26 protein-coding genes are annotated in these 26,755 nt (G+C 63.2%); 15 read left to right on the top strand and 11 right to left on the bottom strand.

Annotated features, from left to right (window positions below; translation table 11 throughout):
- Positions 1-4: 4 nt before the first annotated feature.
- The 10 genes from V3W40_RS06780 (at position 5) to V3W40_RS06735 (ending at position 9,946) form a co-directional block, all read left to right on the top strand.
- Positions 5-373: a response regulator gene (locus V3W40_RS06780; protein ID WP_330214699.1), complete on the top strand. Its 369-nt coding sequence runs from the start codon at positions 5-7 to the stop codon at positions 371-373.
- Between the two features lie 22 nt (positions 374-395).
- Positions 396-683 carry an STAS domain-containing protein gene (locus V3W40_RS06775; protein WP_330214698.1) on the top strand — a complete coding sequence of 96 codons (288 nt, stop codon included), beginning with the start codon at positions 396-398 and terminating at the stop codon, positions 681-683.
- A gap of 41 nt (positions 684-724) precedes the next feature.
- Entirely contained in the window at positions 725-2,761 is a 2,037-nt protein-coding gene (locus V3W40_RS06770; RefSeq protein ID WP_330214697.1) for a chemotaxis protein CheA, read from the top strand.
- Between the two features lie 29 nt (positions 2,762-2,790).
- The gene (locus V3W40_RS06765) at positions 2,791-4,449 is read left to right on the top strand and encodes a methyl-accepting chemotaxis protein (RefSeq protein WP_330214696.1); all 1,659 of its coding nucleotides are present in this window, start codon (positions 2,791-2,793) and stop codon (positions 4,447-4,449) included.
- Positions 4,450-4,485: 36 nt separating this feature from the next.
- Entirely contained in the window at positions 4,486-5,025 is a 540-nt protein-coding gene (locus V3W40_RS06760; protein ID WP_330214695.1) for a chemotaxis protein CheW, read from the top strand.
- Between the two features lie 9 nt (positions 5,026-5,034).
- On the top strand, positions 5,035-5,844 hold the full coding sequence (locus V3W40_RS06755; protein ID WP_065924564.1) for a CheR family methyltransferase: 810 nt from the start codon (positions 5,035-5,037) through the stop codon (positions 5,842-5,844).
- Positions 5,841-6,371, top strand: a complete 531-nt coding sequence (gene cheD, locus V3W40_RS06750; RefSeq protein WP_315872071.1) for a chemoreceptor glutamine deamidase CheD — start codon at positions 5,841-5,843, stop codon at positions 6,369-6,371. The genes V3W40_RS06755 and cheD overlap by 4 nt, the downstream gene beginning before the upstream one ends.
- Complete coding sequence (locus V3W40_RS06745) at positions 6,334-7,416, top strand: protein-glutamate methylesterase/protein-glutamine glutaminase (protein WP_065948072.1); 1,083 nt, start codon at positions 6,334-6,336, stop codon at positions 7,414-7,416. Before cheD ends, V3W40_RS06745 begins: the two co-directional genes overlap by 38 nt.
- A gap of 200 nt (positions 7,417-7,616) precedes the next feature.
- The gene (locus V3W40_RS06740; RefSeq protein ID WP_330214694.1) at positions 7,617-8,990 is read left to right on the top strand and encodes an iron-containing redox enzyme family protein; all 1,374 of its coding nucleotides are present in this window, start codon (positions 7,617-7,619) and stop codon (positions 8,988-8,990) included.
- An 11-nt stretch (positions 8,991-9,001) separates the two neighbouring features.
- A complete protein-coding gene (locus tag V3W40_RS06735) occupies positions 9,002-9,946 on the top strand; it encodes a class I SAM-dependent methyltransferase (RefSeq protein WP_330214693.1) in 945 nt (314 codons plus the stop codon).
- A gap of 143 nt (positions 9,947-10,089) precedes the next feature.
- Here the strand turns inward: V3W40_RS06735 and V3W40_RS06730 are convergent, their stop codons facing one another.
- Positions 10,090-10,521: a hypothetical protein gene (locus tag V3W40_RS06730; RefSeq protein ID WP_074847099.1), complete on the bottom strand. Its 432-nt coding sequence runs from the start codon at positions 10,519-10,521 to the stop codon at positions 10,090-10,092.
- Between the two features lie 165 nt (positions 10,522-10,686).
- On the opposite strand from V3W40_RS06730, the gene V3W40_RS06725 reads away from it, so the two are divergent.
- The gene (locus V3W40_RS06725; RefSeq protein ID WP_065924570.1) at positions 10,687-11,700 is read left to right on the top strand and encodes an ABC transporter substrate-binding protein; all 1,014 of its coding nucleotides are present in this window, start codon (positions 10,687-10,689) and stop codon (positions 11,698-11,700) included.
- A gap of 109 nt (positions 11,701-11,809) precedes the next feature.
- Here V3W40_RS06725 and V3W40_RS06720 read toward each other — a convergent pair whose 3' ends face one another.
- Positions 11,810-12,598, bottom strand: coding sequence for an AraC family transcriptional regulator (locus tag V3W40_RS06720; protein ID WP_074847098.1), 789 nt, complete (start codon positions 12,596-12,598; stop codon positions 11,810-11,812).
- 85 nt (positions 12,599-12,683) lie between these two features.
- On the opposite strand from V3W40_RS06720, the gene V3W40_RS06715 reads away from it, so the two are divergent.
- Both V3W40_RS06715 and V3W40_RS06710 read left to right on the top strand, forming a co-directional pair.
- The gene (locus V3W40_RS06715; protein WP_027607273.1) at positions 12,684-13,682 is read left to right on the top strand and encodes a bile acid:sodium symporter family protein; all 999 of its coding nucleotides are present in this window, start codon (positions 12,684-12,686) and stop codon (positions 13,680-13,682) included.
- Between the two features lie 88 nt (positions 13,683-13,770).
- Positions 13,771-14,955 carry a sugar transporter gene (locus tag V3W40_RS06710; RefSeq protein ID WP_108572729.1) on the top strand — a complete coding sequence of 395 codons (1,185 nt, stop codon included), beginning with the start codon at positions 13,771-13,773 and terminating at the stop codon, positions 14,953-14,955.
- Positions 14,956-15,033: 78 nt separating this feature from the next.
- Here the strand turns inward: V3W40_RS06710 and V3W40_RS06705 are convergent, their stop codons facing one another.
- The 9 genes from V3W40_RS06705 to V3W40_RS06665 form a co-directional block, all read right to left on the bottom strand.
- A complete protein-coding gene (locus V3W40_RS06705) occupies positions 15,034-16,233 on the bottom strand; it encodes an NAD(P)/FAD-dependent oxidoreductase (protein WP_330214692.1) in 1,200 nt (399 codons plus the stop codon).
- Positions 16,234-16,359: 126 nt separating this feature from the next.
- Positions 16,360-17,355: a GlxA family transcriptional regulator gene (locus V3W40_RS06700; RefSeq protein WP_330214691.1), complete on the bottom strand. Its 996-nt coding sequence runs from the start codon at positions 17,353-17,355 to the stop codon at positions 16,360-16,362.
- A complete protein-coding gene (tal, locus tag V3W40_RS06695) occupies positions 17,352-18,275 on the bottom strand; it encodes a transaldolase (protein WP_330214690.1) in 924 nt (307 codons plus the stop codon). The genes V3W40_RS06700 and tal overlap by 4 nt, the downstream gene beginning before the upstream one ends.
- A gap of 22 nt (positions 18,276-18,297) precedes the next feature.
- Complete coding sequence (locus tag V3W40_RS06690; RefSeq protein ID WP_027607267.1) at positions 18,298-19,251, bottom strand: sugar-binding transcriptional regulator; 954 nt, start codon at positions 19,249-19,251, stop codon at positions 18,298-18,300.
- A gap of 45 nt (positions 19,252-19,296) precedes the next feature.
- Positions 19,297-20,097: an SDR family oxidoreductase gene (locus V3W40_RS06685; protein ID WP_027607266.1), complete on the bottom strand. Its 801-nt coding sequence runs from the start codon at positions 20,095-20,097 to the stop codon at positions 19,297-19,299.
- A gap of 11 nt (positions 20,098-20,108) precedes the next feature.
- Positions 20,109-20,873: an SDR family oxidoreductase gene (locus V3W40_RS06680; protein ID WP_330214689.1), complete on the bottom strand. Its 765-nt coding sequence runs from the start codon at positions 20,871-20,873 to the stop codon at positions 20,109-20,111.
- Between the two features lie 239 nt (positions 20,874-21,112).
- Positions 21,113-22,624, bottom strand: a complete 1,512-nt coding sequence (locus tag V3W40_RS06675; protein ID WP_065924580.1) for a sugar ABC transporter ATP-binding protein — start codon at positions 22,622-22,624, stop codon at positions 21,113-21,115.
- Positions 22,625-22,639: 15 nt separating this feature from the next.
- The gene (locus V3W40_RS06670; protein WP_065924581.1) at positions 22,640-23,572 is read right to left on the bottom strand and encodes a sugar ABC transporter substrate-binding protein; all 933 of its coding nucleotides are present in this window, start codon (positions 23,570-23,572) and stop codon (positions 22,640-22,642) included.
- A gap of 50 nt (positions 23,573-23,622) precedes the next feature.
- Complete coding sequence (locus V3W40_RS06665; RefSeq protein WP_027607262.1) at positions 23,623-24,630, bottom strand: ABC transporter permease; 1,008 nt, start codon at positions 24,628-24,630, stop codon at positions 23,623-23,625.
- Between the two features lie 361 nt (positions 24,631-24,991).
- Here V3W40_RS06665 and V3W40_RS06660 point away from each other — a divergent pair, with 361 nt between their 5' ends.
- Both V3W40_RS06660 and V3W40_RS06655 read left to right on the top strand, forming a co-directional pair.
- Positions 24,992-25,828, top strand: a complete 837-nt coding sequence (locus V3W40_RS06660) for a transketolase (RefSeq protein ID WP_065948088.1) — start codon at positions 24,992-24,994, stop codon at positions 25,826-25,828.
- Positions 25,818-26,750 (top strand): transketolase family protein, encoded by a 933-nt coding sequence (locus tag V3W40_RS06655; RefSeq protein WP_065948089.1) that lies wholly within the window; start codon positions 25,818-25,820, stop codon positions 26,748-26,750. Before V3W40_RS06660 ends, V3W40_RS06655 begins: the two co-directional genes overlap by 11 nt.
- Positions 26,751-26,755: the final 5 nt, after the last annotated feature.

Genomic DNA, 26,755 nt, shown 5'->3' with positions numbered 1-26,755 from the left:
CATCATGGCGAAGAATGTATTAGTGGTCGACGACTCCAGCAGCGTGCGGCAAGTGGTCGGCATAGCCTTGAGAAGCGCCGGTTATGACGTCATCGAGGCCAGCGACGGCAAGGATGCCCTGGCCAAGCTGACCGGGCAGAAAGTGCACCTGATCATCAGCGACGTGAACATGCCCAACATGGACGGCATCACCTTCGTCAAGGAGGTCAAGAAGCTGGCTAACTACAAGTTCACCCCGATCATCATGCTCACCACCGAGTCCCAGGAGTCGAAGAAGGCCGAGGGCCAGGCCGCCGGCGCCAAGGCCTGGGTGGTCAAGCCGTTCCAGCCTGCGCAGATGTTGGCAGCCGTGTCTAAACTGATCCTGCCTTGATCCTGGCGCCAGGGAGGCTCCCATGCCGATAACCACTGAAACACTCGACGACACGGCCCACGTGCGCATTGACGGCGAGCTTACGATCTACACCGTAGCGGAACTGGCGGCGGCGCTGCTGCCGCAGATGGGCGCGGCGCCACGCCTGGAGCTGGACCTGTCTGAGGTCACGGAAATGGATGGCGCCGGCTTGCAGTTGCTCGCGGTCATCCGGCGTGAGGCCGATAATGCCGGCATAGCCTTGAGCGTGACCGGCCAGAGCCAGGCGGTCACGCAGGCGCTCCAACTGTGTCGCAGCGCGGCCTCATAGCCAGCGCTTCCCAGGTTTTTTGATCGACAAGGAAAGTCACGGTGAGCATCAATCTCGATCAGGCACAACAGACATTCATCGTTGAGGCGCGCGAGCTGTTGCAGGCCATGGAGCAATCCCTGCTGCAATTGGAAAGCGAGCCCGGCGACCAGGATGCCATCGGCGCGATTTTCCGCGCCGCGCATACCATCAAGGGTTCGGCGGGCCTTTTCGGCCTGGCGTCGATCGTGGGGTTCACGCATATCGTCGAAGACGTGCTTGACCGCCTGCGCGAAGGCAGTGTGGCGGTGGACGCCGCCTTGATCGCGCTGCTGCTCAAGTGCGGCGACCACATGCTCGAACTGGTCGAAGTGGTCGCTGACCGCGGTGAAACGCCGACCCCTGCCGCTTTGGAGCGCGGTGAGGCATTGCGCGAGGCGCTGAGTGCCTACCAGCCGATGCGAACCGCCGTTGCCAGCGTCGAAACCGCCGAGGTGACCGACGACGTGGCGGTCGAAGTGCTTTGGCATATTTCCCTGCGCTTCGGCACGGATGTGTTCCGTAATGGCATGGACCCGCTGTCATTTCTGCGCTACCTCGAGACCTTGGGGCAGTTGATACAGGTCGCCACCCTGACCGACAGCATCCCGCCCATGGACAGCTGGGACCCGGAAAGCTGCTACCTGGGTTTCGAGATCGACCTGCGCTCGACGGCCAGCCACGCCACCCTCAACGAAGTGTTCGACTTTGTGCGTGACGACTGTGAAGTGCACATCAGTGCCGTCGACGAAGCGCCCGACAGCACAGCGGCCATTGCTGGCGAGTTGGTCACGCCGGTCGAGCCGGGCCTTGTGACCGCCGCACCCCAGCGTCCGGCAGCCAGCGAGGCGAAAACCCGCGACGGCAATTACGTGCGCGTCAACGCTGACAAGCTCGACGAGTTGATCAATCTGGTTGGCGAGCTGGTCATCGCCAGCGCCGGCGCGAGCCTGCTGGCCCGATCCTGTAACAACGACCCCTTGCAAGAGGCCTCCTCGACGGTATCGGGGCTGGTGGAAGAGATCCTCGATGGCGCCCTGCATTTGCGCATGATCCCCATCGGCGACACATTCAACCGCTTCCGCCGCGTGGTGCGCGATATCAGCCAGGAACTGGGCAAGGACATCGAACTGAGCATCAGCGGCGCGGAAACCGAACTGGACAAGACCGTGGTCGAGAAGATCGGCGACCCGCTGATGCACTTGTTGCGCAACGCCATGGACCACGGCATTGAAAGCGCCGATGCGCGGCGTGCGGCCGGCAAGTCGGCCAAGGGCCATCTGAGCCTCAATGCCTACCACGACTCGGGGAGCATCGTCATTGAGATCGCCGACGACGGCGCCGGCCTTAACCGCGAACGCATCCTGCAAAAGGCCCAGGAACGCGGGCTGGTGGCCAGCGGTGCGGTGCTCACCGACCAGGAGATCTACAACCTGATCTTCGAGGCCGGGTTCTCCACCGCCGAGGCGGTGACCAACCTGTCCGGGCGCGGTGTCGGCATGGACGTGGTCAAGCGCAATATCACCTTGTTGCGCGGCACCGTCGACCTCGACAGCCGTCCCGGCCAGGGCACCGTGGTGCGCATTCGCTTGCCGCTGACCCTGGCGATCATCAATGGGTTCCTGGTCGGCATCGACCAATCCACCTACGTGATTCCCCTGGACATGGTCCAGGAGTGTATCGAGCTGGATGAACAGCAGCGCCAGTCCAGTCGCGACACGGGTTATCTGGACCTGCGTGGCGAGGTATTGCCGTTGGTGCACCTGCGCGACCACTTCAGTCACGAAGGCCCCGCGTCCCGACGCCAGAATGTGGTGGTGGTGCGTTACGCCGAGCATAAGGCCGGGCTGGTGGTGGATGACCTGCTCGGTGAGTTCCAGACCGTGATCAAACCCCTGGGCAAGCTGTTCGGTGCACTGCGTGGCATCAGCGGCTCGACCATATTGGGCAGCGGCGCGGTGGCCCTGATCCTGGATGTACCGGTACTGCTCAACCAAATCGTACAACTGGAAGCCCGCACGGCCCAGGCGCCTCAGTCGCCACCGGCCGTCGCTCGCTGACGCATTTGCAATTCCATGGAGGTTCCCCGATGAAATGGTTCTACGATCTTAAGATTTCCACCAAGTTGATCTGTTCATTCCTGGTGGTCCTGGCGCTCACCGGGGCCATGGGCGGCTTCGCCATCCTCCAGCTCGGTGCCGTCAACCAGGCCGCCCAGGACATCAAGGGCAACTGGATGCCCTCCATGCGTGCAGCGGCAGGCATGCGCTTTTTTGCCGCCAACTATCGCTTGAAAGAGAACCGCCACATCGGCACCGAGATTGCCGAGGAAAAGGCCCAGGCCGAACGCGAAGCCGCCGACGCGCGCCAACAGTTCGAAACCCGCATGGGCACCTACGAGCAATTGCTGTCGAACGATGAAGATCGGCAACTCCTGGCCAGCGTGAAAAGCGCTTGGGACGCCTACCTGGCATCCAGCAAGCTGTTGCTCGAGTTTTCCCGCCAGAACCAGGAAGCCCAGGCGCGCGGTTTGCTCAGGGGAGAATCCAAGGGGCATTTCGATGAGGTGACGGCCCGTCTGCAGAAAATGGTCGAGCTCAATGACGCCGGCGCGACTGTCGCGGGCGACAAGGGCTCGGCGCTGTACGAAAGCTCACGCGTGTCGATCATCGCGGTACTGGTCGCCGCCCTGTTGATCGGCCTGGGCCTGGCGGTGTTCATCGCGCGGATCATTTCCCGCCCGTTGCGCCAGGCCGCGAGCGCCGCCGAGCAATTGGCCGAAGGCAACCTCAACGCGCACATCGAGCCGGGCGGGAAAGATGAAACCGGCATGGTGCTCAACGCCATGCGCAACATGGTCGGCAAGCTCGCCCATATCATCGGCGAAGTGCGTAACGCCGCCGATAACCTGGCCAGCGCCTCCGAGGAGGTCAGCGCCACCGCGCAATCGATGAGCCAGGCCACCAGTGAACAGGCTGCCAGCGTCGAGGAAACCAGTGCGTCGGTCGAGCAGATGAGCGCCAGCATCAACCAGAACACCGAAAACGCCAAGGTCACCGATGGCATGGCCAGCAAGGCCGCCAAGGAAGCCACCGAGGGCGGCGAATCGGTACAGCAGACCGTGGTGGCGATGAAGAAAATCGCCCAGCGCATCAGCATCATCGATGACATCGCCTACCAGACCAATCTGCTCGCGCTCAACGCCGCCATCGAGGCCGCTCGGGCCGGCGAGCACGGCAAGGGGTTCGCCGTGGTGGCCGCCGAAGTGCGCAAGTTGGCCGAACGCAGCCAGGTTGCCGCCCAGGAAATCGGTGAACTGTCCTCCAGCAGCGTGGACATGGCCGAGAAAGCCGGCAAGTTGCTCGACGAAATGGTGCCCTCCATCAACAAGACGTCCGACCTTGTGCAGGAAATCAGCGCCGCGTCCGAGGAACAGGCCGCCGGTGTCGCGCAGATCAACACCGCGATGACCCAGCTCAACCAGGTGACCCAGCAAAATGCCTCGAGCAGCGAGGAACTGGCGGCCACGGCGGAAGAAATGAGCAGCCAGGCCGAGCAACTGCAGCAGGCCATGAGCTTTTTCGTGCTGGATTCAGCGCCCAAGGCTGCGGTTCAAAGCAACAGCGTGGACAGCCCGGGCAGCAAGCCCAACCGTCAGGCGCCACAGCCGAAACCACCGGTGCAGCGCAAGGCGTTCGCCTACACCATGGCCAGTGCCCCGGACGAAGCGGATTTCACCCGCTTCTGATCCCACGATCAATACGGGCCTACTAGGGAGAGTGACATGGGGGCAGCAATGACGACTCGGCAGACCGCAGCAGCGGTCGATGAGGATGCGCAGTATCTGACCTTCATGCTCGGCGGCGAAATGTTCGCCATCGGCATTCTGGGGATCAAGGAAATTATCGAATACGGCAGCCTGACCGTGGTGCCGATGATGCCCGCGTTCGTACGCGGGGTGATCAACCTGCGCGGCGCGGTGGTGCCGGTGGTCGACCTGTCGGCGCGCTTTGGCCGGGCCAACTCGGCGATCACCCGGCGCTCCTGCGTGATCATCATCGAGGCGAGTGCCGAAGATGGCCAGGCCCAGGACATCGGGCTGCTGGTCGATACGGTGTCTGCGGTGCGGGAGATCCCGGCGACGCAGATCGAGCCGCCACCCAACTTCGGTGCGCGAATTCGCGCCGACTTCATCAGCGGCATGGCCAAGGTCGACGGCAAGTTCGTGATCGTGCTGGAGGTGGGCAAGGTGCTGTCCATCGATGAGATGTCCAGCCTCGCCGAGGCCGGCCAGGCGCCGGCCCTCGACTTCGACCCGCGTTGAGACCCGACCATGGCAGACACCGTGTCCATCGATGACCATGAATTCGGTCAGTTCCAGACCTGGCTGTACCGCGCGGCGGGCATCAACCTGTCGCCGACCAAGAAAGCCCTGGTGGCCGGGCGCCTGTTCAAGCGCCTCAAGCACTATGAGCTGCACAGCTATGGTGAGTATTTCAAGCTGATCATGAATGACCAGCGCAAGGGCGAACTGCAGGTTGCGCTGGATTTGCTGACCACCAACGAAACCTATTTTTTTCGCGAGCCCAAGCACTTCGACTTCCTGCGTCAGCACGTGCTGCCCCGGGCCGCGCCGGGCAAGGTGTTTCGCGTGTGGAGCGCGGCCAGCTCCTCCGGTGAAGAACCCTACAGCCTGGCGATGACCCTGGCCGAAAGCCTCGGCAGCACGCCCTGGGAAGTGGTCGGCTCGGACATCAGCTCCCAAGTGCTGGCCAAGGCGCGCACCGGCCATTACTCCCTGGAACGCACCGAGACATTGCCCCAACCGCTGCTGGCCAAGTACTGCCTCAAGGGCATTGGTCGCCAGGAGGGCACCTTGCTGATCGACAAGGCCTTGCGTAGCCGCGTCAATTTTGTCCAGGTCAACCTTAACGAAGCGCTGCCGGCCCTGGGTGAGTTCGAGGTGATTTTCCTGCGCAACGTGATGATTTATTTCGACCAGCAGACCAAGAGCCAGGTGGTCGCGCGCCTGTTGCCGCTGCTCAAGCCGGGCGGTTACCTGATCATCAGTCACTCGGAAAGCCTCCACGGTGTCAACGACACCTTGAAGCTGGTGGCGCCGTCGATTTACCGCAAGCCATGAAAAAGCCCGTAGGTACGGCCGAAGTGGTATTGGCGCCTGGCCAGGTCAGCTTTGCGACGCGGCCGACGCGCCTGCGCACCTTGCTCGGCTCCTGCGTGGCGATCACCTTTTGGCACCCGCAACGGCTGATTGGCGGCATGTGTCACTTCATGCTGCCGGGGCGCGTGCGCGACCGTCAGCCCCTGGACGGCCGATATGCCGACGAAGCCCTGGAGCTGCTGCTGCGCCACGCCGAGATCAATGGCACGCATGCACAGGATTACCAGGTCAAATTGTTCGGCGGCGGCAAGATGTTTCCCCAACTGTGCCGCCTGCCGACGCAGGACGTGGCCAGCCTGAATATTCGCGCGGCGCTGGCCCTGGCCGAGCGCTATCACCTGCACCTGACGGCCCAGGACATGGGCAGTACCGGTTACCGCACGATCATGTTCGACCTGTGGAACGGCAACGTCTGGGTCCGGCACCAACCAATGGGAACAATTCAACAAGATGCCTACCAAAAAAATCAGTGTGCTGCTGGTCGATGATTCGGCCGTGGTGCGCCAGGTACTGCTGGCGATTCTCAGCGATACGCCGGATATCCACGTCATGGGCGCCGCCTCCGACCCGATTTTCGCCATGGACAAACTCGCCCGGGAATGGCCGGATGTGATCGTGCTGGACGTGGAAATGCCGCGCATGGACGGCATCACCTTTCTCAAGAAAATCATGAGCGAGCGGCCGACGCCGGTGGTGATCTGTTCCTCGCTGACCCAGAAAGGCGCGGAAACCTCCCTGCAGGCGCTGTCGGCGGGCGCTGTGGAAATCATCACCAAGCCCACTACCGGGTTGAAGAATTTCCTGATCGAGTCGGCGGCCGAGCTGGTGGCCGCGATCCGCGCCGCAGCGAACTCCAACGTCAGGAACCTGGGCAAGCGCAGCGCCAGCCCGGCGCCGGCACTGGCCCCGGCCAGCAAGCTCACCGCAGATGCGATCCTGCCTGCCGCCAATGGCCATGCCATGGCACAGACCACCGAGCGTATCGTCGCCATCGGCACGTCCACCGGCGGTACCCAAGCGTTGGAGGCGGTTCTGACGGCACTGCCGAGGGTGTGCCCAGGCATGGTGATCGTGCAGCACATGCCGGAAAAGTTCACCGCCTCGTTTGCCGAGCGCCTCAACAGCGTATGCGAGATCGAGGTGCGCGAAGCGCGCAACAACGACCGCATTCTGCCGGGCCTGGCCCTGATCGCGCCGGGTGGCAAGCACCTGATGGTGACTCGCAGCGGCGCCTATTATCACGCCCAGGTCATTGATGGGCCCTTGGTCAACCGGCACCGGCCATCCGTGGATGTGCTGTTTCGCTCGGTGGCCAAGTTCGCCGGCAGGAACGCCACCGGCATCATCATGACCGGCATGGGCGACGACGGCGCGCGCGGGCTCAAGGAGATGCTCGAGGCCGGCGCCGCCACGGTGGCCCAGGACGAGGCCAGTTGCGTGGTGTTCGGCATGCCCAAGGAGGCCATCAAGCTGAATGCCGCCCAGCGCATCATGGCGCTGGAGGATATCCATCAGGCGATCTTGTATAAGTGACGTCGCGCGCCGGCTTTTGCGCTGCGCCAGAATCCGCGGCGTGGGCTACTGACGACCACTGATCCGCAGCCGCACAACCCCGATTGAATTTTCCCCATGCCCGCAGGCTCTGCATTTTAGACGCGTGTGCTGTTGAGCGCGCTTGCGGGGCCTCCTTGTCGGGAGGCCTGGTTGGATCGGACTTTGCGGAAACTGCCATCATGACGCTTCTCACAGCGCTGTCGGGCCAGCCGGCCTCCATCACCCAACCGGGTCAGTATCAGTGGTTGTACCAACACCTGTATGGCGAAACCCCTGGCGCTGAAGAGGTTGCGCGGGAGTTTCTACGCACGCACTTGGCGCAGGTGCGCGACGCGCCCAGTGAGTTGCCGCAGATGCCCGAACAACTGCCGGCCTGGATCGAACAGCGCTGCGCCGACGTGGCCCAGGCCTATGCCGATTACCTGGAGCAACGCCAGCAAGGCCGGCCACGTCGTTATTTTCAGAACAAGGCCCATGCGCTGTATTTCCTCCAGCGCGTGGCACCGACCAAACAGGTCGACGGTGCCTGGCTCAATGGCCTGCTGCGCTATTGGCACGACCCGCGCTTCGACGGCCTGCTCACCACCTATCTCGAAGAGCTGGGTGACGGCGAAGCGGCGCAGAACCATGTGGTGATCTACCGCAAATTACTCAGCGAGCATGATGCCGACAGCGACGCCGGCCTTGAGGACGACCATTACCTGCAAGGCGCCCTGCAACTGGCGCTGGGCCTGTGCGCCGACGACTTCCTGCCGGAGATCATCGGTTTCAACCTCGGTTATGAGCAGTTGCCGTTGCACCTGCTGATCACCGCGTATGAGCTGAGCGAACTGGGCATCGACCCGTATTACTTCACCCTCCACGTCACCATCGACAATGCCAGCAGCGGCCACGCCTGCAAGGCCGCGCAGTCGGTGTTGAACCTGCTGCCGCTGGGGGAGGGCAGGGAGGACTTCTATCGCCGCGTGGCCGAGGGGTACCGCCTGAATGACCTCGGCCCGGGGACCAACGCCGTTATCCACGACTTCAACCTGAATGACGAAGTGGTCGCCATGCTTGAACGCAAGCGCACGTTCGGCCAGCACATGCATTCGGATTACTGCCGCTTCGAAGGCAAGACCGTCAACCAATGGCTGGCGCGGCCGGGGCAGATCGGCGCCTTTCTCCAGGCCCTGGAAGACAAGGGCTGGATCAAGCGCAACCAGGATCCGGCCGAGAGCCGCTTCTGGCAGTTGATCGAAGGTGCGGGCGCGGCGATGTTTGGCGTGTTCAGCGGCTATGAGAAACAGCTGCTGCGCGATTGGATCGCGGGTGATTGGATCAGCGCTCAACGTGTGGCGCCCGTGCGGCCCGGACGCGGCAGCCGCTTCTCCCGCGAGCAGCATCGCCCGTCCGACCCGGACACCCAGGCGCTGGTGGATTCGCTGTGGAACCTGCCCGATGAGCAGCAGCTCAATGCGCTGATCCCGTGGCTGTCGGCGCGGCGTCACTGCACGCCCGCCGGGTTGTATGCCACTCGCCGCTTTATCCAACTGCGTGCGCGCCTGCGCTAAGGAAATCACCCATGTCTGCACAACAACTCGCCGACCGCGCCCTGCTGAACCTGGGCCGGGGGTTGAAGGAAAATGGCTACCGCTTCATCACGCCAACGCCCTTGACCCACGAACGGTTTTTCCAGCGCCAGGGGAGGCCGCTGGCGAAGGACCTGCGGGACGTCTTCGGCTGGTCGCTGCCGTTTGACCGCGAGCTGTTGCCCGAGGCGTTTCGAGAGGAGCTGCAGCAGGCCGAGGTGATCGAAAAACACGAGGCGCTGTGGCGCAGTGCGGTGCGTTGGTCGAGCCTGGACGACCTGCTGTTTGCCCACTCGGCGTACCCCACCACGCAAGCGGACGCGGTATTTTTCGGGCCTGACAGCTATCGGTTTGCCCAACTGATCGAAGCCCATATGCAACAGCGCTTCGAGCCGATCAAGCGCGCCGTGGACATCGGCTGCGGCGCCGGCGTAGGCGCGTTGGTGGTCGCCTGGGCGCGGCCTGACGCCGAGGTGCTGGCGGTGGACATCAACCCGCGCGCCTTGCGCCTGACGGCAGTGAATGCCGAGCTGGCCGGACTGGCGAATGTCACTGCGTACCACAGCGATGTGCTGGGCAGCGTCGAAGGCACGTTCGACCTGATCGTCGCCAACCCGCCCTATATGAACGACGACCGCCAGCGTGCCTACCGGCATGGCGGCGGGGCACTGGGCGAGCAACTGTCGGTGCGCATCGCTGGCGAGTCCCTGGGGCGACTGGCCCTCGACGGCAGCCTGGTGCTCTACACCGGCGTGGCGATTGTCGCCGGTGAGGATCCGTTCCTGGCCGCCGTCAAGCCGTTGCTGGACAGCGATGCCTTTGGGTGGACCTACCGCGAACTTGACCCCGATGTGTTCGGCGAAGAGCTGGAGAAGCCCGGCTATGAGCGTGTGGAGCGGATCGCCGTGGTGGCGCTCACCGTCACCCGTTTGCGCTGACGCTCATCTATCCCCCGTAGCAGCTGCCGAGCGCAAGCGAGGCTGCGTCAGGCGCGCTGCCGATTCAGGTTCTAGTCGCGGCCGACGCAGCCTCGCTTGGGCTCGACAGCTGCTACGCGACGATTTGATTCAGGGAGAAGGCGTCAGGCCGTGGCTTGTGGCTGCAGGTGCAACTCGCCGTCGACATCCTTGGCCAAACCACTGGCCAGAAACAGCGGCACCAGGCGCTTGTGCAACTGCGGTTCGACAAATTCCTTCACCGTCTCCAGCGCCAGCGCGCCATTCGAAGGCAACTCAGCCTTGGTGAAGGACAACCAGGCCTTTTTCAGCGCCATCAACACATCACTGCCCGCCGTGGAGGCAAAGCGGCGCTGGGTCGGTTTGCCGTCGAAGCTGAAGGTGTGTTGGAACGCGTAGCCGGTTTCGTCACCGCCGCTGGCGGTGCAACGAATGCAGGTGCACGGGCCGTCGCCGAAAGCGCTGCGCAGGTAGCTGTTGAAGTCCACCACGGGTTTGAGTGACAGGCGCTTATCCACCTCGAACAGGTCCCCGGTCATTTTTTCGTCAGTGTTCAACGTGCAGTTCCTCGCAGTGTGCGGCTGTTTTTTCAAAGCGCGGCACAATACCAGCCGCGCGCCATTTTGGGGGTATTTGCATAACAATAGACCCAGATATTCTTTTGCTGTCTAAAAAACCGCGGCTACGCTCCATCACCTTCTCGAAAACGCGGCAGATTCCCCATGACGTTCAAGCGTTCCTCCCTGACTCTCCTGGCCGCGTCCCTCGCCGCCGCCAGCGTCTTGCTCAGCCCTGGTGCCCAGGCCGAAGGCAAGATCAGCATCGCCCAGCAATTCGGCATCGGCTACCTGATCCTCGATGTGGTGCGCGACCAGCACCTGATCGAAAAACACGGCAAGGCCCAGGGCCTGGACATCCAGGTGGAATGGAACAGCATTTCCGGCGCCACCGCCATGAACGAATCGCTGCTGGCCGGCGCTCTGGATGTGGTGTCCGCCGGTGTGCCGCCGATGCTTACCCTGTGGGACCGTACCAAGGGCAAGCAGAACGTCAAGGCCATCGCCTCCTTGGGCTCGATGCCCAACTACCTGTTGACCAACAACCCCAAGGTAAAGACTCTCAAGGACTTCACCGAGAAAGACCGCATCGCCGTGCCCGCTGCTGGGGTGGGTTTCCAGTCGCGGACCTTACAGATTGAAACCGCCAGGCAGTTCGGCGATGCCAACTACAAGAAGTTCGATGACATCTCCATCAGCCTGGCCCACCCCGATGCCACCGCCGCGTTGATTGCCGGTGGTTCGGAGATCAACGCGCACTTCTCCAGCCCGCCGTTCCAGTACCAGGAACTGTTGAACCCCAATGTGCACAAGGTGCTCAGTTCCTACGACATCCTTGGCGGTCCGGCGACGTTCAACGTGCTGTACACCACACAGAAATTCCACGACGAAAACCCCAAGACCTACCAGGCGTTCTACGCCGCGCTGGCCGAAGCCGAGCAGATCATCAAGGCCGACAAGCCCGCAGCGGCCAAGGCGTACATCCGCGTAGAACAGTCGAAGCTGCCATTGGACCTGGTGGAAAAAATCGTCCAGGACCCGGAAATCGATTTCACTATCGTGCCGCAGCGTACCTATATCTACGCCGAGAAATTGCAGGAACTGGGCGTACTGAAAAACAAGGCGGCGAGCTGGAAGGACTACTTTTTCGAAGAGGCTCATGGCGGTAACGGCAGCTGAACGTCGATCCCCATTGGAAATACGCTCAACTTTGTGGGAGGGGGCTTGCCCTAATACCGGTCAGTTAAGGAGGAACACTGTAACTGTGGCACGTTCAGCGTTTGAAGTGTCAGCGGAAGAACTCACCCGGCGTGGCATCGAACTGCTGCCGAAACGCGTTGATAAACGCCGAGGTGGACTCATAGCCACAGTTCAACGCCACATCCGTCACCCGCTCGCCTTGCTCCAGGGCGGGCAGGGCGCTCAGTAACCTTAAACGCTGGCGCCAGGCCCGAAACGTCAGGCCGGTGTCACGCAAGAACAACCGGCTCAGCGTCTTCTCACTCACCCCTAGCTTCTGGCTCCAGTGCCCCAGGGTGGTCTGCTGTTCCGGGTGCAGGTTCAGGCTGCGATAGATTTGCCGCAGGCGCGGGTCCAGCGGCAAGGGCAGCATCAGGTCCACCTGGGGCGCTGCCGCTAACTGGTCCAGCACCACCTGGGCCAAGCGCCCATCCGGGCCATCCTCGGCATATTCCACCGGCAGCTCGCTGAAACTGCGGATCAACTCGCGCAGCAGACTGCTTACCTCCAGCACCTGGCAGCGCTCTGCGGCCCAGGCGGTGACGCTGCAATCAAGGTACAGGCTGCGCATCTCGGTATGGGGCGAGCTGTACACCCGATGCGGCATGCCCGCCGGGATCCACACCGCCCGCTGGGGCGGTGCGACGAAGCGGCCGGCGCTGGTCTGGATCTCCAGCACCCCGGAAATGGCGTAGGACAATTGCACCCACGGGTGGCTGTGCCGGCGGGTCAGCGCACGGTTGGGCAGCGATTCGGTGCGCCCATACACCGGTCGTGGCAGGCTGGAAAGCCCAGGCACACTGCGGCGTACGGTATTGGCATGTCCTTTAGGCGGCATTTACTGGCTCATTGGCGTTAGTCGGTAACAAGGCGTTACGTTAGAGTCGCCATGACGCTCTTGGCAACCCCCGGAAGATTCGCTTATGACTCGCCCCCGTTTTCTGCCCGACAACTTCACCCTGACCTTGATCGCCACGGTGATCCTCGCCTCCCTGCTGCCCGCCAGCGGCCAGACCGCCGTGGCCTTCGGCTGGGTCACCAACCTGGCCATCGCGCTGCTGTTTTTCCTGCACGGCGCCAAGCTGTCGCGCCAGGCCATCGTCGCCGGTGCGGGCCATTGGCGTCTGCACCTGCTGGTGTTCAGCCTGACTTTTGTACTGTTCCCGCTGCTGGGCCTTGCGCTCAAGCCGGTGTTGTCGCCGCTGATCGGCAAGGACCTGTACATGGGCATGCTCTACCTCTGCGCCTTGCCGGCCACGGTGCAGTCGGCGATTGCCTTTACTTCGCTGGCACGGGGCAATATCCCGGCGGCGATCTGCAGCGCGGCGGCCTCCAGCCTGTTCGGCATCTTCCTGACGCCGTTGCTGGTGACGCTGTTGCTCAATGTGCACGGCGAAGGCAGCTCCACCGTCGATGCGATCCTGAAAATCAGCGTGCAACTGCTGCTGCCGTTTATCGCCGGGCAGATCGCCCGCCGCTGGATCGGCGCATGGGTGGGGCGCAATAAAGCCTGGCTGAAGTTCGTCGACCAGGGTTCGATCCTGCTGGTGGTGTACGGCGCGTTCAGCGAAGCGGTCAACGAAGGCATCTGGCACCAGATCCCGCTGTGGGAACTGGGCGGCCTGGTGGTGGCCTGCTGCGTGTTGCTGGCCTTGGTGCTGGTGGCGTCCACCCTGTTGGGCAAGGCCTTTGGCTTTAATCAGGAAGATCGCATCACCATCCTGTTCTGCGGCTCGAAGAAAAGCCTGGCCACGGGTGTGCCGATGGCCCAGGTGCTGTTCGCCGGGGCGAGCATGGGCGTGCTGATTTTGCCGTTGATGCTGTTTCACCAGATCCAGTTGATGGTCTGTGCGGCGTTGGCCCAGCGTTATGCCAAGCGGCCGGAGTCAATCCCGGAACTGATGGCACAGGTGGATCCTTGAAGGTCCGTGTTACTATTTTTCCGCGCTGCTCAAGGGCCGGCATTGGGCCGCCTTGACCCGCGCGGAAACCGAGTACGACGACCTGTAAATGAGCATTTCAGCCGCAACCCCCCAAGCCAACTGGCAACCGGTCATCGCCCTGGCGTTGGCCGCCTTTGTGTTCAACACCACCGAATTCGTCCCCGTCGGCCTGCTCAGCGCCATTGGCGCCAGCTTCGACATGCCCGTGTCCAGCGTCGGCCTGATGCTCACCATTTATGCCTGGATCGTGTCCCTGACCTCGCTGCCGGTGATGCTGCTGACGCGTAACGTCGAGCGACGCAAGCTGCTGATCGTGCTGTTCTGCCTGTTTATCGCCAGCCACATCTTGTCCAGCGTCGCCACCAGCTTCGGCCTGTTGATGGTCAGTCGCGTCGGCATTGCCTTGTCCCATGCACTGTTCTGGTCGATCACCGCCTCCCTGGCGGTGCGCCTGGCGCCGGAAGGCAAGCAGGTGCAAGCCCTCGGACTGCTCGCCACCGGCACGTCCCTGGCGATGGTGCTGGGCATTCCCCTGGGCCGCCTGCTCGGCGAAGCCATGGGCTGGCGCACCACGTTCCTGGTTATCGGTGCTTTCGCCGCCGCCCTGGTGTTCTGGCTGGCGCGCACCTTGCCGTTGCTGCCGAGCCAGAACTCCGGTTCCCTGCGCAGCCTGCCACTGCTGTTCAAGCGTCCGGCGCTGGTGGCGTTGTATGTGCTCACCGCCATGACCGTGACCGCGCAATTCACCGCCTACAGCTACATCGAACCCTTCGTCGAAGGCGTGGCCGGCATGAGCGGCAGCGCGGTGACCCTGATCCTGCTGGTGTTCGGCGGCGCGGGTATCATCGGTTCGCTGTTGTTCAGCCTGGTGCACCGCTTCAACCCCCACCTGTTCGTGGTCGGCGCGGTGTTTATCCTGGCCGCGTGCCTGGCGCTGATGCTGCCCTTGAGCGGCGCCGAGTCGTACCTGGTGATCCTCAGCGTGTTCTGGGGCATGGCGATCATGGGCTTCGGCCTCGCCATGCAGTCCAAGGTACTGGTGCTGGCCCCGGACGCCACCGACGTGGCCATGGCGATGTTCTCCGGTATCTACAACATCGGCATTGGCGGTGGCGCCCTGATGGGCAGTTGGGTCGGCAGCCACTTCGGCTTCGCCTGGGTCGGCGTGGCGGGCGGGTTGCTGGCGGCGCTGGCATTGATCGGGTATTGCCTGGCGATTCGCAAGTTTGGGACGGGTGTCGCGCAAAGCTGAGGCAGGAGCGAGCCTGATCGCTCCTGGCATTTATGCTCGCCAGCAAACAGTGGGCTGGCGGGCACCGGGTGTGGGGCGTCAGGCCACCGGAATCAGCGGGTCAGCCGCCGCCAGGGCGGTGGCCCGTTCGGCGGCTGGCGGGTAGATCCACACCGTGTTGATCTGCTGCTTGAGCTCCTTGGCTTCCTGGCCCACCAGCTTGAGTTGACGATCCCAGCCCTCGGTGTACACCGCGCCCCAGGCCCCGAGGTCGAGGCAGGTGACGTATTTGGGCTGGCTGTAGGTCATCGGGGCCACGCCGATCAGGTCGGCGGCGACGTTGTTGCCGGCGTAGCGGCCCAGGGCGATGGCGTGCTGGCAGGACATGCCGGCGAAGTGACCGAGGTCGTCGGTGGCGGCGTAGGCCACATCACCGGCGGCAAAGACATCGGCCTGGCCCTTCACCTTGAGGTTGCCGTCCACATGCAGGCGGCCCTGGGGGTCATGGGTACCGCTGAACTGTTCGGTCAGCGGGTTGGCGCGAAAGCCGATGGTCCAGATCACGGTGCTGGACTCGATGCGCTGCCCATCGGCCAGGGTCACGCCGCCGGCATCCACCGCGGCCACGGAGGTGTTCAATCGCCATTCGAGGCCCAGGTGTTGGCTGGCTTCGACGATGGACGGGCGAATGCCATCGCCCATGGATGCCCCGATCTGCGGGCCACGGTCCACCACGATCACACGGATAGTGGCGTCGTCACCCAGTGCTGCGCGCAGGCGTGCCGGCATTTCGGTGGCGGTCTCGATCCCGGTAAACCCGCCGCCGGCCACCACCACGGTGTTGCGTGCCGGGCTGTCGGGCAGGTTTTTCAAACCCTTGATATGGGCTTCGAGGCGCGTGGCGTCTTCGATCTGGTCCACATCGAACACGTGCTGGAGGCCTTCCATCTGCGGGCGATTGAGACGACTGCCGGCGGCCAGCACCAGGCGGTCGTACTTGAGGGTGGTGGGGATGCCTGCCGTGTTGCGGTAGGTCACCTGCTTGCCGTGTTCATCGATGCGGTCGGCGGCGCCCTCGATGAAGTCCACGCCGACTGCCGCAAACAAGGGGCCCAGCGGTGCCTGCATGGCATGCACGTCGGCCTCGTAGAAACGTGGGCGAATACGTAGCGCCGGCTGCGGGGCCAGGACGCTGATCTGCACGTCATGGCGATCATGTTTATCCAGCAGGCGCGCGGCGCTCAAGGCGCTCCAGACACCGCCGAACCCGGCGCCGATGATAAGGATGTGCTGCTTCATGGGGATGCTCCAGGGACCAGGTCGATACGATTGCTCAAGGCGCAATGCGTTACCGGCCTACTCTAAGAGCGCCGCGGTTTGGCGGGTAGGACAGAAAACCCTGAATAACTGCCAAGCGGCCTGCCGTCAGCGGGAAAAGCGCGCGCGGTAGTCGCGAGGGGAAATCGCAAGGTGGCGATGGAAGGTGTAGCGCATGCGTTCTTCGTCGCCAAAGCCACACAGGTGCGCCACCTGGTCGATGTTGCGCTGGGAGTCTTCCAGCAGGCGCCGTGCGGCTTCCACGCGAAACAACTCGATGGCTTTGGCCGGGGTGCGCCCGGTTTTTTGCTTGTAGACCCGGGCGAAGTTGCGCGGGCTCATGCGACTTTGTTCTGCCAGGCGCTCCACCGTAAGCTCGCTGTCGCTAAGGTTGTCGGCGATCCACAGGTGCAAGGCATCGAAACCGGCAGTGTCGTCGGTCTGGGCTTGCAGCAGTTGGCTGAACTGGGCCTGGCCGCCGGGCCTTTTGAGAAACACCACCAGTTCCCGCGCCACTTGCAGGGCGACGTGACGCCCGCAATCGGCCTCTACCAACGCCAGCGCAAGGTCGATGCCGGCACTCACGCCTGCCGACGTCCACACATTGCCTTGCTGGACAAAGATCGCGTCCATGTCCACATCGATGCTGGGGAACCCGCGCTTGAGCATGTCGCACATCGCCCAGTGCGTGGCAGCACGTCGTCCCTGGAGCAAGCCGGCCTGGGCCAGCAGGAAGGTGCCGCTGCACACCGAGGCCGTGCGCCGGGCCCGAGTGGAGGCGTGACGCAGCCAGTCCACCAGGTCGGTGTTGGCGGCCAGCGCCTGTTGAATGGCGGGGGCGCCGGGTACGATCAAGGTGTCCAGGGCGGCGGGGTCAAATTGCGCCAATGGCAGGGTGTCGACGCTCAATCCTTCGGCCGTTGGCATCAAGCCGCCCGCCAGGCTGGCGGTGTGCACCACATAGCCTGGCAGGCCACGCTCGACCATGGCCTTGGTGGCAGCCCAGAACACGGTCTGGGCACCGGTCAGGTCGAGCAGGCCCATTTGCGGGTAGGCCAGGAACACCAAGGTGCGCGACTGGCCGAGCGGCTGGACGGGGGTCATAGCGCCGACAACACTGCCTCGAGTTTTTCCTGGTCCCGCGCAAACTGTCGAATCCCTTCCGCCAGCTTCTCCGTGGCCATCGCATCTTCATTCGACGCCCAGCGGAACTGCGCTTCGTTCATTGGCTGGCGCGCTTCGCCTTCGGTCACCGGTACCAATTTGCGTGCCAGCGTGCCCTGGTCTTCGTCGAGCTTCTGCAGCAGCTCCGGGCTGATGGTCAGGCGATCGCATCCCGCCAGATGTTCGATCTGGCTGAGGGTGCGGAAGCTTGCGCCCATCACCACGGTGTTGATCTGGTTGGCCTTGTAGTAGTTGTAGATGCGCGTCACCGATTGCACACCCGGGTCATCAGCGCCGGTGTAGTCCAGGCCGGTGTTCTTGCGGTACCAGTCGTAGATGCGGCCCACGAACGGTGAGATCAGGAACACCCCGGCGTCGGCGCAGGCCTGGGCCTGGGCGAACGAGAACAGCAGGGTGAGGTTGGTCTGGATACCGGCTTTTTCCAGGCGTTCGGCCGTACGGATGCCTTCCCAGGTGGAGGCGAGCTTGATCAGCACGCGGTCGCGGCTGATACCGGCCTGGTCGTACAGGGCGATCAACTGGTTGGCCTTGGCCCACAGCGCGTCTTCATCGAAGGACAGGCGCGCGTCGACTTCGGTGGAAATACGCCCGGGAATGACCTTCAAAATGCCGGCACCCACTGACACCGCGAAGTGGTCGCAGGCCAGGCCGACGTCGCCCTTGGCCAGGTTGACGGCATTGCGCAGCAGCTCGGCGTATTCCGGGATCGCGGCGGCCTTGAGCAGCAGCGACGGGTTGGTGGTGGCGTCCACCGGGCGCAGGCGGCTGATGGCTTCCAGGTCGCCGGTGTCGCAGACCACGGTGGTGAATTGCTTGAGTTGTTCGAGTTTGGACGTCATGAGCGGCAATCTCCAAAAAAGGTTATTGGTTGAGGGCCTGTGCGGTGTCCAGGTCGGTGATCAGGATGTCCAGGTAGCCGCCCTTGAGCGCGCCACGAATGGCCTGGACCTTGTTCAACCCGCCGGCCAGGCCGAGCACGCGGTGGATACTGCGCAACTTGGGCAGCGCCACCGAGACCACGAATTCTTCATCTTCCTCCAGCACCGGCTTGCCCTGGGCATCGAAGTAGCGCAGGCAGATATCGCCGACGGCACCGCGCTCGGCCAGCAGGCGCAGCATGTCCTCGGTGTAGTAGTTGCCACTGTTGCGCAGCAACTGTGAGGGTTCCAGGTCGCCGATGCCGACGATCGCCAGGGTGATGCTGTCAAAGCGTTGCAGCACTTCCTTGACCTCTTCCATCTGCACGATGCGCTGTTTGCTTTCCACCGATTGCTCGATGCTTTGCGACGGCAGCAGGAACGCCGGGCAGTTGAGCAGGGTGGCCAGGCGTTGGGTGAGGAGGGTGGCTTCAAACGCGCCTTTGTTGCCGACACCGCCCAACAGCTGTACCACTTCCTGGGCGCCTTGTTTGCCCGGCTGGGCATGCAGGTGGCCGACCATGGCGCGAATGGTGCTGCTCCACGACGAAATGCCGATATGGTCCTGGGGCGACAGGCTGGTCTCCAGGTAGTGGGCAGCCGCCGAGCCGATGGCTTGCTTGATGCTTTCATCGTTGCCGGGCTCGGTGGCTTCCACCACGATCACCTGGCGCACGTCGTAGCGGCGTTGCAATTGGTTTTCCAGCTCCAGGTGCAGGCCTTGCAGGCGCATCACGCTGATCTTCACCACGCCTTCCTGCAGCGCCCGGCGCAGGGCGCGGCTGATAAAGGATTGGGACAGGTCCAGCTGGGCGGAAATCTCGGACTGCTTGAGCCCGTCTTCGTAATAGAGGCTCGCGATCTTGGTGATCAGGCGCTGTTCTTCGATCTGGCTCATGAAGGCCTCAGTGATGACATCAATGCGGGTGAGGATACCAAACCCTTACGACATGATCAGGCCGCCGTCGATATTGATCGCCTGGCCGGTCAGGTAGGCCGCGTCATCCGAGGCCAGGAACGCCACCAGACCGGCGACATCCGAGGGCTTGCCGGCCCGGCGCAGGGGGATGTTCCTGACCCATTCGGCCATCAGTTCACCCTTGCCGTAGCGTTTTTCGTCGGTGCTGAGGATCTCGCCCCACACGCGGTCGTTGTAGTCCCACATCTCGCTTTCGATGATGCCGGGGCAGAACGCGTTCACGGTGATGTTATGCCGCGCCAGTTCCAGCGCCAGGCTCTGGGTAATGCCGATCACGCCCATTTTGCTGGCGGCGTAGTGCGGGGTGTAGATAAACCCCTGGCGGCCCTGGCCGGACGAGGTGTTGATCAAGCGCCCGCTGCCTTGCTTGACCATGTATTTGGCCGCTTCCCGGCAACCCAGCCACACGCCGGTGGTGTTGACCTGCAGCACCTTGTCGAAGTCGGCGCGGGGCATCTTGTCGTAGTGGTCGATGGTGATGATGCCGGCGTTCTGCACCGACACGTCGATGCTGCCGAAGCGCGCGTGGCCTTCGCGGTAGAGGGTTTCGATGTCTTCTTCGCGGGTCACGTCGATGCCCAGGGCCAGGGTGTCGACCTTGTATTCCCGGGCCAGTTGATCGGCGGTGAATGTCACGCGCTCCAGGTCGTTGGAGGCCAGCACCAGGTTGGCACCTTCCTGGGCGAAGCGCTCGGCAATGCCGGCACCGATGCCACGGCAGGCGCCGGTGATCACGATGGTTTTACCGCTGAAACGTTGCGACATGACAAAACTCCTTACCAGCAGACAAAACCACCATCGACCAGCAGGTCGACACCGGTGCAGAAAGACGAGGCCTGGCTGACCAGGAAAATCGCCGGGCCGACCATTTCTTCCACGCTGGCCATGCGGCCCATGGGCGTGGTTTGTTCAAAGATCTTCACCTGGTCGGCGACTTCCGGGCGTGAGTTCATCGGCGTGGCGGTGTAGCCGGGGCTGATGCAGTTGACGCGCAGGCCTTTGTCGGCCCATTCCATCGCCAGGCTTTTGCTCAGGTGGATCACCCCGGCCTTGGAGGTGTTGTAGTGCGCCTGCAACAGGCCGCGGTTGACGATGCTGCCGGACATGGAGGCGATATTGACGATGGCGCCTTTGCCACGCGGCAACATCACCGCGGCCTGGGCCTGGCAACTGAGGAAAATGCCGGTGAGGTTGATGTCCAGGGTGGTTTGCCAGCGTTGCAGCTCCAGGTCTTCGGCGGCCTGGGCATTGGCGATGCCGGCGCAGTTGACGGCCACGCTGAGCGGGCCGAGCTCATGCTCGGTGTGCGCGACCGCTGCATCCAGGGCAGCTCGCTCGGTGACGGTACCGCTCAACGCCAAGGCGCGCCGGCCCAGGGCCTGGATGCGTTCTACCGTGCTGGCAATGCCGGGGCTGCCCGGAAGATCAAAGCAGGCTACATCCGCGCCCGCTTCGGCGAGCCCGACGGCGATAGCCTGGCCAATGCCGCTGCCGGCGCCGGTAACAAAGGCCACTTGGCCTTGAAGACTAAAAAGCTGCATGAATAACTCCAATTTTTGAAATCACAGTGGAACCCCTGTGGAAGGAGGCTTGCCCCAAGGTTTTTTGTAGGAGCGAGCTTGCTCGCGAAGAACCCACAGGCGCCGCGTACATTCAGGAAGCACGCGTTATCATTGACGTTTTTCGCGAGCAAGCTTGCTCCTACAGAGGCCGATGTACGCTTAACTGACTGGCATTAGGGCAAGCCCCCTCCCACATTTGGATCTTTGTAGGTCTTTGGTTATGCGGTGGCCATTTCCATGACCGCAACCGGAGTGGCCTCGCCACGCTCCAGAATCCCCATCTGCCGCCCTCGGCTCATCACCATCACCCGATGGGACAAGCCCAGCACTTCATCCAGATCGGAACTGACCACAATCACCGCCATGCCCTTGGCCGCCAGGTCCGCGATCACTTCATAAATCGCCGCCCGCGCGCCCACGTCGATGCCGCGTGTGGGTTCATCGAGGATGAACACCTTGGGGTTGCGCGCCAGCCACTTTGCAATGATCACCTTCTGCTGGTTACCGCCGGACAAGCTGGAAATCCGCGACTGCGGCGCACCTTTGACCCCCAGTCGCGCCACCGCCGTGCGCGCGAATTCGCGCAGTGGGGCAGGGAACACCCAGCCGCGTTTATCCAGCAGGTCGGTGTTGCCATAAATCAGGTTGTCTTCGATGCGATGCTCCACCACCACGCCTTGCTGCTTGCGGTCTTCGGGCACCAGCACCACGCCGGCCTGGATCGCCTCGAAGGGCGAGCGCAACTGGCGGACCTCGCCATCCAGCACCATATGGCCGCGAATATCCTGGGCCGCGCCGGCAATGGTACGCACCAGCTCGGTTCGCCCGGCGCCGACCACCCCGGCAATGCCGAATACCTCGCCGGCACGCACGCTGAAGTCGATGCCGTGCAAGGCAAACTCACGGCAGCTCAACGCCTTGACCTGCAACATCACCTGCTCCTGGGGCGCCTGCAACGCAGGAAAGATCCGCTCCAGGCTGCGCCCGACCATCTGCTCCACCAACTCCCGCACCGGCACCTGGGCCGTGGCATGCAGGGCGATCTGGCGACCGTCGCGCAGCACCAGCACGCGGTCGGCGATGCGTGCGATCTCTTCCAGGCGGTGGCTGATATAGATAAACGACACACCCTCGGCCTTCAGCCGTTCCACCTGCTTGAACAGCAGCTCGGTTTCCTCGCCACCCAATGCGGCGGTGGGTTCATCGAGGATCAACAGGCTGGCCTTCAGCGTCAGCGCCTTGGCGATTTCCACCAGTTGCTGGGCCGCCACGCTCAGGCCTTCGACCTTGCGCGAGGCCGGCACCTTGAGCCCCAGGCGCTCTAACTGGATCTGCGCCTGGGCCTCCATGTACTCGCGGTCCACCCGCCCACGGCGCATGGGCAGGCGGCCGACGAAGATGTTCTCGGCAATCGACAGTTGCGGCAGCAGGCGGATTTCCTGGTGGATCAGGCCGATCCCGGCCCCCAGCGCGGCCCCCGGTGACGCCGGCGCGTAGGGCGCGCCGAGCCAGGTCATGCTGCCCCCGGCTTCCGGTTGCACCAGCCCGGCGATGATCGACGACAAGGTCGACTTTCCCGCGCCGTTCTCACCGAGCAGGGCCAGTACTTCACCGGGGCGAATGTCCACGTTGACCTGCGACAACACCTGCACCGGCCCGTAGGCCTTGCTGATATTGCGCAGGCACAGCACCGCGTCTGATCGAGCGGTGTCAACGGCTGCTGCTTGCATGACGACCTCCAAGGCTTACGGGTGCTGTTGCAGGAACGGCGCGACGTTTTCTTTAGTGGTCAGCACGGTGGGCAACAACTGCTCCTTGGGCAGGGTCTTGCCGGCTTTGAGGTCGATGGCCGAGGCAACGGCCAGGCGCCCCATTTTCTGCGTCTGCTGGGTCATGGTCGCGTTCAGCACACCGCTTTGCACGGCCTTGAGCCCGGCCACGTCGCCGTCGAAACCGACCACGACCACCTTGTGATCGAGGTTGCCGACTTTCACCGCCTGGGCAGCGCCCAAGGCCATGGCATCGGCTCTGCCGAAGAACACGGTGATGTTCGGGTCACGCTGGAGCAGGTCCTGGGCCACGGCGAAGCCTTTGTCCTGGGCCCATTCAGCTGGTTGCTGGGCGACGACCTTGAGGTCCGGGAAGGCTTTCAGGCCCTCTTCAAAGCCTTTGGCGCGATCATTCTCGGGGGTGGTACCGATCTGGCCTTGCAGGATCGCAATGCGGCCCTTGCCGTCGGTGATCTTGCCCACGTACTCGGCCAGGGTCTTGGCGCCGGCCACGCTGTCGCTGGCGATAAAGGTGTCGCCCGGTGCGTCGGGGGCGTTGCGGTCCACGGCGATCACCGGGATGCCCGCAGCCTTGGCGGCTTTCACCGGCACACCGGCGGCGGTGGCACCGGCCGGGATGTAGATCAGCACGTCGATCTGGCGGGTGATCAGGTCTTCAATCTGGCTGACCTGGGTGGAGGAGTTGCCCTGGGCGTCCACGGTGATCACCTTGACCCCCTTGGCTTTGCCTTCGGCTTCCACCGATTGCTTGATCTGGTTGAAGAAGTCGGCCTGCAGGTTGGCCACGGCCAGGCCGATGGTCAAATCCTTGGCCCAGGTGGTGCCGGCAACGGTGAGGGTGGCGGCGGCGAGAGCGGTGGCCAACAGCAATTTCTTGGGGCTGAACATGTCGGTGACTCCTGGTTTTATTGTTGGAGGGTGTCAACTGTCGAACAGGTTTAACGGGCAGTGCTGGAGCGGCGTCGCAGGGTGTCGATGGTGACGGCGAGGGCGATGACCACGCCGATCACCACTTGTTGAATAAAGGGCGAAACCCCCAGCAGGTTGAGGCCATTGCGCAATACGCCAATGATCAGTACGCCCACCAGGGTGCCGCCGATGCTGCCGACGCCGCCACTGAGGCTTGCGCCGCCAATCACCACGGCGGCGATGGCGTCCAGCTCCAGGCTCAGCCCGGCGCTCGGTTGCGAGGAGTCCAGGCGCGCGGCCAGGGTCACCGCGGCGATGCCGGCCAGCGCACCGCTGATGGCGTACACCCACAGGGTAATCGCCCGCACCTTGATGCCCGACAACCGCGCCACTTCGGGGCTGCCGCCCATGGCGTAGAGGTTGCGGCCACCGGCACGAAAGCGCAGGAACACCCAAGCCACCACCAGCATCACCAGGAACAGGCCCACGGTGGCCGAGAGGAAACCGAAGTGACGCACCGTCGCCAGGCTGGTGAACCAGTCCGGATAGCCGACGATCTGCCGGCCTTCGGTGAGGATATTCGCCAGGCCACGGGCCACCGACATCATGGTCAGCGTGGCAATAAAGGGTGGCAGCTTGGCGTAGGTGATCAACGCGCCGGAGACCAGCCCGGCGAGCATGCCGCTGGCAATCGAGATCGGAATCGCAAAGCCCAGGGGCACCGCCTGATCCTGATACAGCCAGCCGAGCATCATCATCGAGAAGGCCAGCACCGAGCCAACCGACAGGTCGATGCCGCCGATCACGATCACCGCCGTCATGCCGATCGCCAGGATGCCCAGCACCGTGACCTGATCGAGGATGTTCAGGCCATTGCGCAACGAGAAGAAGAATTCGGAACTGAAGGAGAAGACCAGCACCAGCAGCACCAGCCCGATCAACGGGCCGCCGATATTACTGGGCAGCAGTTTGACAATACGTGGGCGAGGTGGCGGCTTGAGTTCGGCCGGGTGCTGGACAATAGCTTTGGCGTCCACAGTGTTCTCCTGAGTTATTTTTTTTGGAGTGCTTCAGGCTTCTTGAATATTTATGCGTGCCTGACTGTTAATTCAGATTCCAGTGACACCGTGTCAAAGTCAAGCGCTTAATTTTTCTTGCCTGCCGCTGAAACGGTGTTTTTGCCCGGCGCAAAGCTACGGTCTAGAGGAGCCGGCGTGGGATTTTGGCCGTTTGTCCGAGGGGGATTTCCGAGTTTTATTTGATTTTTCGGCGGTTCGCTCACTTGACCTGCCGGAGGATCGGCGTCTAAATAGAAATATATTGTCACTGCTGAATAAATATTCAAAGACAGCCTTGGACACTTTCACCCCGCGTGGTCAGCCTCAAAGGAGCCGCTGCATGAATGCCTTCCAGTACGACGCCCACCAGATCAAGGAACAGGCCCGCCTGATTCGTCGCCATGTGATCCGCCTGAACGCCGACTCACCGGCCGGCGGGCACACCGGGGCGGATCTTTCCGAAACCGACATCCTCGCCACCCTGTATTTCCGCGTCCTCAACACCGGCCCGGAACGCACCGAAGACCCCGAGCGCGATATTTATATCCAGAGCAAGGGCCACGGCGTGGGCGGTTTGTACTGCTGCCTGGCGCAGGCGGGCTACATCCCCACCGAGTGGCTGCCCACCTACCAGCACTTCAACTCGCACCTGCCCGGCCACCCGGTACGCCAGAAAACCCCCGGCATCGAACTGAACACCGGCGCCCTCGGCCACGGTTTGCCGGTGGCGGTCGGGCTGGCCCTCGCGGCGAAGATGTCCGGCAGCAACAAGCGCATCTACGTGCTCACCGGTGACGGCGAACTGGCCGAAGGCTCCAACTGGGAAGCGGCGATGGCGGCGGCCAAGTACGGCCTGGATAACCTGTTTGTGATCGTCGACAAGAACAAGCTGCAGCTTGCCGGTTTGACCGCCGAGATCATGCCGCTGGACCCACTGGACGTGAAATGGGCGGCCTTTGGCTTCCGCGTCAGCGAGTGCGACGGTAACGATGTCGGCCAATTGATCGAAGCCCTGGAAAGCATGCAGACCAAGACCGGCGCGCCCCAGGTGCTGATCGCCCACACCATTAAAGGCAAGGGCGTGTCGTTTATCGAAGCCCGCCCCGAATGGCACCACCGCGTGCCCAAGGGTGATGAAATCAACGCAGCACTGGAGGAGTTGAACCATGGCGAGTGAACATTTGGCGAGCGTCATGGTGCAAGCGTTTATCGCTGCCGTCGATGCCGGGCTGGACGTAGTGCCGGTGGTCAGCGACTCCACCTCTACGGCCAAGATCGGCCCGTTTGCCCAGCGTTTTCCCGAGCGGCTGATCAATGTGGGCATTGCCGAGCAATCCCTGGTCAGCGTCGCGGCGGGCCTGGCCCTGGGCGGCAAGATCGCCGCCACCTGCAATGCGGCGCCGTTCCTGATCTCGCGGGCCAATGAGCAGATCAAGGTGGACGTCTGCTACAACCAGGCCAACGTGAAGATGTTCGGCCTGAATGCCGGCACCAGTTATGGCCCGCTTGCCAGCACCCACCACAGCCTCGACGATATTTCGGTGATGCGCGGGTTTGGCAATGTGCAGATCTTCGCCCCCGCCGATGCCGTCGAGTGCCGGCAGATCGTCGATTACGCGCTGCGCTACCACGGCCCGGTGTATATCCGCCTCGACGGCAAAGCCTTGCCCGACGTGCACGGCGCCGATTATCAGTTTGTGCCCGGTCAGGTCGACATCCTGCGCCAGGGCGCCGATGTGAGCATCGTGGCCCTGGGCTCGGTGGTGCATGAAGCGGTGGATGCAGCGGCATTGCTGGCGGAGCAGGGCATCCAGGCGCAGGTGATCAACCTGTCGTCGATCCGGCCCTTGCAGCGTGATGTGTTGCTCAGCGCCTTGAGCGGCACGCGCGCGGTTATCAGCGTGGAAGAACACAACATCAATGGCGGCGTCGGCAGCCTGGTCGCCGAAGTGCTGGCCGAAGCCGGGTTGGGCATTGCCCTGATCCGCCTGGGTATCGGCGATGGCGAGTACGCCGCCGCCGGTGCCCGCGAACCGACCCGCGCCTTGCATAACATCGACGCGGCTGGGATCGTGGCGGCTGCCACTCGGTTGCGGTGAATTCA

Origin of the sequence: Pseudomonas sp. AM8, assembly GCF_036346475.1 — a bacterium.
Lineage (GTDB): Bacteria > Pseudomonadota > Gammaproteobacteria > Pseudomonadales > Pseudomonadaceae > Aquipseudomonas > Aquipseudomonas marginalis.
The sequence above is the reverse complement of the archived record's forward strand: the minus strand, read 5'-3'. Positions and strand labels throughout refer to the sequence as shown.